The 10,712-nt window shown below is 67.6% G+C and carries 7 protein-coding genes; 4 read left to right on the forward strand and 3 right to left on the reverse strand.

The features are described 5' to 3' along the window. Positions 1-341 precede the first annotated feature (341 nt). From FHR66_RS16340 to FHR66_RS16350, 3 genes are all read left to right on the forward strand, one after another. Entirely contained in the window at positions 342-1,403 is a 1,062-nt protein-coding gene (locus FHR66_RS16340; RefSeq protein ID WP_160969186.1) for a substrate-binding domain-containing protein, read from the forward strand. Positions 1,404-1,493: 90 nt separating this feature from the next. Further along, complete coding sequence (locus tag FHR66_RS16345) at positions 1,494-4,547, forward strand: TonB-dependent receptor (RefSeq protein ID WP_160969184.1); 3,054 nt, start codon at positions 1,494-1,496, stop codon at positions 4,545-4,547. 118 nt (positions 4,548-4,665) lie between these two features. Next, on the forward strand, positions 4,666-6,183 hold the full coding sequence (locus FHR66_RS16350) for a tryptophan halogenase family protein (protein ID WP_160969182.1): 1,518 nt from the start codon (positions 4,666-4,668) through the stop codon (positions 6,181-6,183). A gap of 168 nt (positions 6,184-6,351) precedes the next feature. On the opposite strand, the gene pyrF is transcribed toward FHR66_RS16350, so the two are convergent. The 3 genes from pyrF to FHR66_RS16365 form a co-directional block, all read right to left on the reverse strand. Continuing rightward, positions 6,352-7,098, reverse strand: coding sequence for an orotidine-5'-phosphate decarboxylase (pyrF, locus tag FHR66_RS16355; protein ID WP_160969180.1), 747 nt, complete (start codon positions 7,096-7,098; stop codon positions 6,352-6,354). Then, complete coding sequence (locus tag FHR66_RS16360; RefSeq protein WP_160969178.1) at positions 7,095-8,006, reverse strand: 5'-nucleotidase, lipoprotein e(P4) family; 912 nt, start codon at positions 8,004-8,006, stop codon at positions 7,095-7,097. The genes pyrF and FHR66_RS16360 overlap by 4 nt, the downstream gene beginning before the upstream one ends. A gap of 85 nt (positions 8,007-8,091) precedes the next feature. Further along, a complete protein-coding gene (locus tag FHR66_RS16365) occupies positions 8,092-8,715 on the reverse strand; it encodes a hypothetical protein (protein WP_160969176.1) in 624 nt (207 codons plus the stop codon). A 239-nt stretch (positions 8,716-8,954) separates the two neighbouring features. Between FHR66_RS16365 and FHR66_RS16370 the strand changes: the two genes are divergently transcribed. Then, positions 8,955-10,697 carry a ShlB/FhaC/HecB family hemolysin secretion/activation protein gene (locus tag FHR66_RS16370; RefSeq protein ID WP_202394897.1) on the forward strand — a complete coding sequence of 581 codons (1,743 nt, stop codon included), beginning with the start codon at positions 8,955-8,957 and terminating at the stop codon, positions 10,695-10,697. Positions 10,698-10,712: the final 15 nt, after the last annotated feature.

Genomic DNA, 10,712 nt, shown 5'->3' on the forward strand with positions numbered 1-10,712 from the left:
CGCATCATGTAACCGCTTGCAGTTGCTGCTAACGTCCGCCCACCTCGATTGAGGCGGTGCTGGCCGGGGGACCCAGTGCGATATTCGTCAGAGATCATCCGAGTGCTCGGTCACGGTGGCGCGCGCCGCTGCGGCTGGGTGTTGTCTGCAGTCCGGTGCGGACTTGCGATGACGCCCCCAGCGCAGGCGCAGGACTGCCACTTGCCGCCGCGTGCGCAATGGCCGGCGGCACGTTCGTCCCGTGCGCTCAGAGGTACCCATACCGCGTCCGTCGCTCCGCGCCTGTCTGCCGACCTGCGCGTCGCCACGCGCAGGTCCGACCGGACCCTGGAGGCACGCTGGTGAGCCCGCCCCCCGTTCCGGCGCCGGATCCGCGCGCCAACATCACCATCAAGGACGTGGCGCGCCTGGCCAACGTGTCGGTCGCCACCGTGTCGCGCACGATGAACGGCCATCAGCACGTGGCCGAAACCGTGCGCGCGCGGGTGCTGGAAGCCGCGCGCACCCTGCACTACGTGCCGCACCATGCCGCGCGCAGCCTGAGCAGCCGCCGTACCCACACCATCGGCGTGGTGCTGCCAGACCTGCACGGCGAGTTCTTCTCCGAGCTGATTCGCGGCATCGACACGGTGGCGCGAGAGCGCGGCCTGCACCTGCTGGTGTCCAGCTACCACGGCGAACCCGAGCAGCAGCGGCTGGCGGTGCGGCGCATGCCCGGGCGCGTCGATGGCCTGCTGATCATGTCGCCATACCTGGCCAACGATGCCGAGGACCCGGCCGACCTGCTGCCCGGCACGCTGCCGGCGGTGCTGATGAACTGCGCCGAGCGCCTCGGCGAGGCGCAGGTGCTCAACGTCGACAACTACGGTGGCGCGCGCGCCATGACCCGCCATCTGCTGGACGTGGGTCATCGCCGTATCGCCTTCATCGCCGGGCCGGACGACAACTTCGACGCGCGCGAGCGCCTGCGCGGCTACCGCGACGAACTGCGCGAGCGCTGCCCGCAGGAGGCGCCCCTGGTGCTGCCCGGCGCCTTCGACGAGGCCTCCGGCTACCGTGCCGGCGAAGCCCTGCTGCAGGGCCAGCGGCCGGACGTGGTGTTCGCCGCCAACGACATGATGGCGCTGGGCTGCCTGTTCGCCTTCACCCATGCCGGGCTGCGCGTGCCCGAGGACATCGCCCTGGCCGGCTTCGACGACGTGCCGATGGCACGTTACGTGCATCCGGCCCTGACGACCATGCGCGTGGACATCGCCGGCTTCGGCGCCCGCGCCATGCAACTGCTGCTCGCCGCGCTGGAACCGCATGCCGCTCCGGCGGCATCGGCAGCATCGGCCAGCGCGATCGCCCCGCAACTCATCGTTCGTGCTTCCAGTGCTCAGCGAGGGACCGCCATGGACTGACACCGACGCATGCCGCACCGATGTCGTTTTTTGCAGCACCTAGAAGAACACAACAATGATCCCGTTTACCGCCCTGGGAGGGCTTCTGTCATGAAGAAACCGCGTTCCGCTTCCAACCTGCCCGCACGCAGTCTGCTGTGCTGCGCGCTGGCCACCTGCCTGTTCGCCACGATGCCGGCGATGGCCCAGTCCAGCAACGCGACCCTGCGCGGTCAGGTCGCCGCCGCCCAGGCCGGCACCGAAGTCACCGTCACCAACATCGCCACCGGCTCGGTGCGCCGCGCGCCGGTCGCCGCCAATGGCAGCTATACCGTGGTCGGCCTGCAGCCGGGCACCTACAAGGTCGAGGCCAATGGCGTCACCAAGACGGTGACCCTGCAGGTGGCGTCCTCGTCCACCGTCGATCTCGACGCCGGTACCACCGCCGCCGGCGGCAACGCGACCACGCTGGATACCGTCACCGTCAGCGCGCCGCTGCTGAAGGACGTCAAGACCTCGGAAGTGGGCAACGTGGTGTCGCTGCACCAGATCCAGCAGCTGCCGCAGGCCACCCGCAACTTCCTGGAGTTCGCCGACACCGTGCCGGGCATGGTGTTCCAGGTCGATGGCAACGGAAACACCAAGCTGCGCGGCGGTGCGTCCAACGCCAGCGCCGGCAACCTGTACATCGACGGCGTTGGCCAGAAGAGCTACGTCAAGGGCGGCGGCATCGCCGGCCAGAGCGACACCCAGGGCAACCCGTTCCCGCAGCTGGCGATCGGCGAGTACAAGGTCATCACCTCCAACTACAAGGCGGAGTACGGCCAGATCAGCGGCGCGGCTATTACTGCAGCCACCAAGTCGGGCACCAACGAGTTCCACGGCGAGGCCTTCTACCGTTACACCGACCAGGATCTGCGCGACAAGCGTCCTGACGAGGAAAAGAACGGCAAGATCGATTCGCAGACCAAGGAATACGGCTTCGCCCTGGGCGGCCCGATCATCCAGGACCGCATGCACTTCTTCGTCGCCTACGAGGGCAAGGAGAACGTGGTGCCCAAGAGCGTGCAGGCCGACGCCAACGCGCAGCCTTACCTCGGCCTGCTGCCGTCGAATATTTCCAGCCAGTACGGCGCAGCCAACATGCCGTTCAGCGAGGATCTGTATTTCGGCAAGATCGATTTCGAGCCGACCGATCGCGACCGCATCGAACTGAGCGGCCAGTACCGCGACGAGACCCAGACCGGCAATGTGGGCGGTACCAGTGCGCCGGATCACGGCACCAACAAGATCAACAAGGACAAGCGCGCCAACATCCGTTGGCAGCACAGCGCCGACAACTGGTTCAACGAGTTGATCGTCGGCACCGAGGACTCGGAGAACAATCCGAATCCGAAGAGCATCGGCAACGGTGTCGTCTACAAGTACCTCAACTATAACGATCCCAACATCGGCGAATACACGTTCCTGGAAACCGGCTCCGCCGGTGGCCTGAACGTGCAGCGCAAGAGCCAGAAGGGCTGGTTCCTGCAGAACGACCTGACCTTCACCAGCTTCCAGTGGCATGGCGAACACACCATCAAGATGGGCGTCAGCTACAAGGACATCAAGCTGACCTCGCAGGACGCGGCAGCCTTGAATCCGCAGTTCAGCTACTCGATCGATGCCAACGGCATCGCCGCCATTCCCTATCGCGTGGATTTCGTCGCGCCGTATAACACGCCCGGCCAGAAGGCCACGGTGGAGTCGCCGTCCAAGCAGTACGGCATCTACATCCAGGACGATTGGGCGGCGACCGACAAGCTGATGATCAACGTCGGCGTGCGTTGGGACTACGAAGACAGCCCGGCCTACACCGACTTCGTCACCTCGCAGGCCTTCGTCAACGCGCTTTACTCCGACGATCCGGCCAATCCTGGCCAACCGTGGGCCAATCGCCTGCTGCCCAGCGGCATCAATGTTGCCGATTACATCAGTACCGGCCATAACCGCAAGAACTTCAAGGATGGCTGGGCGCCGCGGCTGGGCTTCTCCTATGACTTCTTCGGCGACGAGCGTGCGGTGTTGCATGGTGGCGCCGGTCGGTCCTACGATCGCAACCTGTTCGAGCAATTAGCGCTGGAAACCAGCAAAGCGGCGTTGTCTCCTGTAGCTGTCTACTTCAAGAACTCTCCCACCAGTTCTTGCTACAAGGATGATCGGACCTGTGCTGTTTGGGACCCGCGTTACCTCAATGGCGTAGATCAGTTGAATACGATTCCGGGTGTCAATGGCAGCGCGGAGTTGTTCATGTTCAACAATAAGTTGAAGACTCCGTACAGCGACCAGTACAGCCTCGGCATCACCAATCAAGTAGGGGACTGGCAGACCGACGTGACCTTCCAGCGCGTGCTCAGCTACGATGGCTTCGCCATGTCGTTGATCAATCGCTACCCGAACGGAGCCTATTTCGATTCAGTGGGTAGCGCGCCTTGGGGTCAGCCGGTGCCGGGCTACCAGAACACGATCCTGGGCATGAACGGCCTTGAGCAGCGCAGCAGCCAGGTGCTGCTGTCGGCCGACAAGCCGTACACCAAGGAATCGGGCTGGGGCCTGACCCTGTCCTACACCCACACCAGCGCGCGTCAGAACCGCAACATCGACGAGCCGTACTCGTTCGACAAGGCGACCATCCACGACTATCCGTTCGTGAAGTCCGATGCGGTGTCGGCGCATCGCTTCGTCGCCTCCGGCTCGATCGACGGTCCGTGGGGCCTGACCTTCGGCGCCAAGCTGGTACTGGCCACGCCCGAGCCGGTCAACACCATTGCGTGCTACGGCAAGACCGATCCCGATGGGGCGACCTGCCAGCAGATCGGCTTCGTGCCTCCTGGCAGCGGCAAGTTCCTGGTCGGCGGCAAGATCTGGGGCTACCGTACGGTCGACTTCCAGGCGACGAAGGACTTCACCGTGTACAACGACTTCAAGTTGACGGCGCGCGTGAACCTGCTCAACGCGTTCAACTTCAAGAACTACTCGAGCTACATCTACGGCGGTCCCGACGGCACCGGCAATTACTTCGGTACCGGCGGACGCCTGGATACGAGCTATGTCGGCTTGAACACCACCGGCGACATCAACTACGTGCCGCGCACCGTGACCTTCGAGATCGGCGCCAAGTTCTGATCCACGGCATGACCCACGCGCGTGCCCGACCGGCGCGCGTGGGGTTTCAACGGACGGGGCCAGGTGGCCCCGTCCGCGTTTGCGGTCGCCCCTTTCCTCGGTACAGGACCACGCACGCATGATCGCCGCCCCTCTTCGCAACCTGGTCATCGTCGGCGGCGGTACTGCCGGCTGGATGGCCGCTGCCGCGCTGGCGCGTGTGCTGGGTCCGGACTACCGCATCACCTTGATCGAATCCGAGCAGATCGGCATCGTCGGCGTCGGCGAGGCCACCGTGCCGCACATCAAGGCCTTCAACAACCTGCTCGGCATCAACGAGGCCGAGTTCGTGCGCCACACCCAGGGCAGCTTCAAGCTCGGCATCGAATTCGCCGACTGGCAGCGCCCGGGTACCTCCTACGTGCATGGCTTCGGCACCGAGATCGGGCATCCGCTCGGGCTGCTGCCGTTCCAGCAGTACTGGTTCAAGCAGGCGCTTGCCGGCAAGGCCAGGCCGCTGGGCGCCTACACGCTCAACACCGTCGCCGCCAAGCGCGACCGGTTCATGACCTCGGCCACCGACGTGCCGCCGAATTCGCCGTTGGCCAACATCGCCTACGCCTACCATTTCGACGCGGCGCTGTACGCGGGTTTCCTGCGCCGCTACGCCGAGCAGCGCGGGGTGACCCGGTGCGAGGGCATCGTCGAGGAGGTGCTGCTGCATCCGGAATCGGGCGACGTGAGCGCGGTGCGCCTGGCCTCGGGTGAGGCGATCGCCGGCGACCTGTTCATCGATTGCTCCGGCTTCCGCGGCCTGCTGATCGAGCAGGCGCTGCACACCGGCTACCACGATTTCAGCCATTGGCTGCCCTGCGACCGCGCGCTGGCGGTGCCCTGCGCCAAGGTCGGCCCGCCCACGCCCTACACCCGCGCCACCGCGCGCGCGGCCGGCTGGCAGTGGCGCATCCCGCTGCAGCACCGCACCGGCAACGGCTACGTCTACTGCAGTGCGCACATCAGCGACGACGAGGCTGCGGCCACGCTGCTGGCCAACCTCGACGGCCCGGCCCTGGCCGATCCGCGACCGCTGCGCTTCGTCACCGGCCGCCGCAAGCAGGTGTGGAACCGCAACGTGATCGCGCTGGGCCTGGCCAGTGGCTTCATGGAGCCGCTGGAATCGACCAGCATCCACCTGATCCAGTCCGGCATCTCCAAGCTGCTGGAACTGTTCCCGCGCGAAGGCATCAGCCCGGTGCTGGTGCGGCGCTACAACGAGCGTATCGCCTTCGAGTTCGACCGCATCCGCGACTTCCTGCTGCTGCACTACCACGCCACCGAGCGCGACGACAGCGCGTTCTGGCGGCACTGCCGCAGCATGCCGATCACCCCGGAGCTGCAGGAGACGCTGGACCTGTTCCGCGACAGTGGCCGCTTCTACCGGAACGGCGATGAGATGTTCGCCGAGATCAGCTGGGTGCAGGTGATGGTCGGGCAGGGCATCCTGCCGCGCGCCTATCATCCGCTGGTGGACCAGGTCCCGCAGGCCGACCTGGAGCGCTTCATGGCCAGCGTCGAGCAGACCATTGGCCATTGCGCCGACGCGATGCCACCGCATCAGGCCTTCATCGACCGCTACTGCGCGGCCAAGGCTGCGTAAGCACCGCCCACGCCACGCGGGCACAAAAAAAGAGGCCACGCGCACCAGGCGCGGGCCTCTTCAAATCCGACCGAAGCCGGAGAACGGTATGGCACATCTCCGGCAGAGCCGGACGCTGGGCATGCTACCGGCATGCCGAAGCTAAAGCAATGCTTTAGGATCCGTCATCTAAGTTATTGATTTAAAATCGGTGTTGCTGGCCAGCGTCGCCGCAATCTCCCGCTGGATGGCCTCCGCCGCGGCGCGCGGGTCGCTGGCCTGGCGAATCGGCCGGCCGACCACGATCGCATCGGCGCCGTCGGCAAAGGCCTGGGCCACGCCCACCGTGCGCTGCTGGTCGTCGCCGACCGGGCCGCCGGGGCGGATGCCCGGGCAGACGATGGAGAAACCGGCGCCGGTGGCGCGGCGGATCGGCGCCGCTTCCTGGCCGGAGGCGATCACGCCGTCGATGCCCGCGGCCTGCGCGGCCAGCGCGCGTTCCACCACCACGTCTTCCGGCGCGCGGTCGATGCCCATCGACGCCAGGTCGGCGCGGCCCATCGAGGTCAGCACGGTCACCGCCAGCAGGCGCATGTCGCTGCCGTTGGCCTCGGCCGCGGCCTGCATCATCGGCGGGTGCCAGCCGTGGATGGTGCAGTAGTCCACCGGCCACTGCGACAGCCGCCGGATCACCCCGCCCACGGTGGCCGGGATGTCGAAGAACTTCAGGTCCACGAACACGCGCTTGCCGCGTCCGGCCAGCGTGTCCAGCACGTCGAAGTACTCGCCCGAGGCCAGCAGTTCCATGCCGATCTTGTAGAACGCCACCGCATCGCCGAGCCGCTCGATCCACTCCAGCGCCTCGCTGCGCCCGGGCACGTCGAGGGCGAAGATCAGCCGCTCGTGCGGCGCCAGCGGCAGCGGCGCACGGCTCACTGCGCCAACTCCAGCGCCTGCACCTTGGCCTGGTGGCGCGCCGCCCGCGACTGGGTGAAGTCGTTGTTGAACAGCGCCGGCTCCCAGGAACCGTAGCTGGGGTTGGGCAACATCCACCAGCGCTCGCCGAACCAGTCGTGGTACTGCTGCAGCAACTGCGCGCGGCCTTCCGGGGTATTGGACACCACCTGGGCGAAATCGCCGAGCTGGTCGCCGAACTGCATCAGCACGCGGTACTGCTGGCCGACCAGCTTGCGCCGGCAGTTCTTCTCCGAGCCGTTCTGCTCGCAATCCTTGACCACCGTCCCCAGGCCCAGCAGCACGCTGTTGTCGGCCACCGGCAGGCCGGCGCTGCGCAGGTTGGCCAGGGTCGCGTCGGTCAGGTGCACGGCGCGGTTGGTCACGTACAGCACGGTGATGCCCTTGGCGTCGGCGGCCTTGGCGAAATCGACCACGCCCGGAATCGGCTTGGCCTTCTTCTCGGCCACCCACTGGTCCCAGCTGACCTCGTCGTACTCCTTGCCGTTGCGGATCAGCCGCGCCTGGTACGGCGAGTTGTCCAGCACGGTTTCGTCCACGTCCATCACCACCGCCGGCTTCAATCCGGCGGCGGCGTTGCCGCGCTCCTCCGGCACCAGCGCGTCCCAGTTCGGCTCCTTCAGCGCCGCATCCAGGCGGTCGGCGGCAGCGCGATAGGTCTGCTCGGCCAGGGCCTGGTACTCGGCCGAGCGCTGCATCCACAGCACCGCGTTGAGGTTGTCGTCGGCGGCGCCCGGCGCGGCGGCAGACGCGTCAGCGGATGCAGTGGTGGCCGGCTTGGCGGCCGGGTCGGCGACCTGCGTCTGCGGCTTGCAGGCGGACAGGGCGAGCACGGCGCAGGCCAGTGCGGTGCGGGCGATCGGAGTCATCGGGCGCAGGAACCTAGGCAAATGAACCGAGGATTTTAGCTGGTTGCGATGACAGGTGCGGCGCAACGCAGGCGGGCCGCCACGCTCAGGGCACGAACGTCAGTGCGCGCAGATCCGGGGCGAGCACCGCCTCGACGTGGGCGTCGCTGTCGTGGCCGGCATAGGTGCTGAAGCGGATGCGCAGGCGGCCATCGCGCACGGTGTAGGGCGTCAGGTCATCGAGGTCGGGCGCGTCCAGATCGATGTTGTCCAGGCAACTGGACACCGGCACGCGTGCCAGGATCGTGGGCGTGCCGTGCAGGTCGATCACGGTCAGCGCCATCTCCGCCCCGGCGCCGCAGTAGCCGTGTCCGTCCCCGGGCGAAGACCGGCGCACGGACAGGTACAGCAGGCGGTCGCGCGCCAGATACGGCTGCAACCGGGTCGGCAACAGGCGGATGGCGTGCTCGGTGCCGATCCGTTCCGGTGCGTAGGCGCGCGGGATGGTCTCCAGCACGGTCGGCGCGCGTCCCGGCACCTGCAGCACGACGCGACCGGCACGATAGGCCAGTTGCAGCATGCCGCGGCGTGGATCGCAGACGTCGGCATCGCTCAGGGCGCCCGGCGCAGCGGGGCATTCCGTCGGCGTTGGCGCTGCGGCGGTGTGGGCCGGTGCGGCGCCGAGGGCGGCAGGCGAGGCCAGGGCCAGCAGGAGGGTGAGCGGCAGCATGCGAGGCCCGCGAGGTGGTGGGCCGTGAGTGTGGCAGCGGCTGCGGATCGCGGCCAGATGTGACGAACGTCTTTTCAGAAGGTGACGAAACTCACGTAAATGTTTGTTTTGCAGGGAATTTCCTGACAGCACGTCAGGAGCGTCCGGATGCCGCAGCGCTGTGATTTGCACCACACTTCTCCGTACGGAAAACCGCAAGATGCGGCGCCTCGCGCGCTGCAGCGCGATCGCGCCTGCATATGCAGGCAACCGCCGGAAGCGTCACAGGGGACGTTGCAGTGGATAGTTGGAGAAAAGGAGCTTCTCTCGTCGTACTGGCCGTGTGCGCGCTGGCGGCTGCGCGGTCGGCGCACGCGCAGGAACCCACCACGCTCGACCGCCAGGAACAGTTGCGCCAGGCCGAGCAGGTGCAGCGGCAGCAGGAACAGGACCGGCAGGCGCCGTTCGTGGGTCCGCGCGAGGCCGAAGCGCCGGCGGACATGCGCAGCACCGCCTTGCCGACCGAAGCGCTGTGCTTTCCGATCCGGCGCATCCGCCTCGGTGGCGGCGGCCCCGACGCGGCACGTTTTTCCTGGCTGTGGCAGTCGCTGCGCCGCTACGAGGGCCGCTGCATCGGCACGGCCGGCATCGACCTGATCCGACGCCGCGCGCTGGACCAACTGGTCGCGCGCGGCTTCGTCACCACCCGCCTCGGCGTGCCGGCGCAGGACCTGTCCAGCGGTGAACTGCGCTTCGAACTGTTGCCCGGGCGCCTGCGCCAGGTGCGCGTGCAGTCGGCGGACGGCCGCGTGTTCTGGCGCGGGGCGCTGCCGCTGCGCCCGGGCGACGTGCTCGACCTGCGCGCGATCGAGCAGGGCGTGGAGCAGTTCAAGCGGGTGCCCTCGCAGGACGCCAAGATCGACATCGCCCCGGGCGAGCAGCCGGGCGAGTCGGACCTGCTGATCACCGTGCAGCGCAGCAAGCGCTGGCGCGCGGTGCTCAACGCCGACGACTCGGGCGTGCAGGCGACCGGCCGCTACCAGGGCGGCATCGACTTCGCCCTGGATGCGCCGCTGGGCATCAACGACCTGCTCTCGATCGGCTACAACCACGACCTCGTCGACGACGGCGCCGCCCGCGGCACGCGCGGCAACAGCCTGTCCTATAGCGTGCCGTGGGGCTGGTGGACGGCCTCGCTGTCGCTGTCGTCCTATCGCTACCACCAGCAGGTGGACGGCTTCCGCCAGAGCTTCCAGTCCAGCGGCAGCTCGAACAGCGCGCAACTGGATCTGCAGCGGGTGATCCACCGCACCGGCACCAGCAAGACCACGCTCGGCGTGGTGGTGGCCAAGCGGGCAGCGCGCAGCTACCTGGACGGGGTGGAGATCGGCATCCAGCGCCGCCACACCACCAGCGCCGAGTTCTACCTCAGCCATCGCCACTACCTGGGCAAGCTGCAGCTGGACACGCGCCTGGGTCACCGCCGCGGCACGCCGTGGTTCGACGGGCAGTGGACCGGCTACGACCCGGCGGTGGGCTTCCCCGGCTACCGCTACGGCGTCACCACGCTCGACGTCAGCGCCGGCCTGCCGTTCGCGCTGGGTCCGGTGGCGCTGAGCTGGGACAGCAGCCTGCATGCGCAGACCTCACCGCAGCTGCTGCTGGGGTCGGAATTCATCACTCTGGGCGGGCGCTACAGCGTGCGCGGCTTCGATGGCGAACGCACCCTGGGTGCCGAACGCGGCGCGTATTGGCGCAACACCCTCAACCTGCCGGTGCAGCGCCTGGGCATCACCCCATACCTGGGCGTGGATGCCGGCCGCATCGCCGGGCCGAGCGCTTCGGCGCAGGCCGGGCGCAGCCTGGTCGGCGGCTTCGTCGGCGTGCGCGGTGCGCGCGGCGGGCTCAGCTGGGATGGCTTCGCCGGCTGGGACCTGCACGCGCCGCGCGACTTCCACAGCGCGCAGCCGGCCTATGGCGTGCGCCTGATCTACCAGTTCTGACATCACTGCCGCCAT

It is taken from the genome of Xanthomonas sp. F4 (assembly GCF_011761895.1).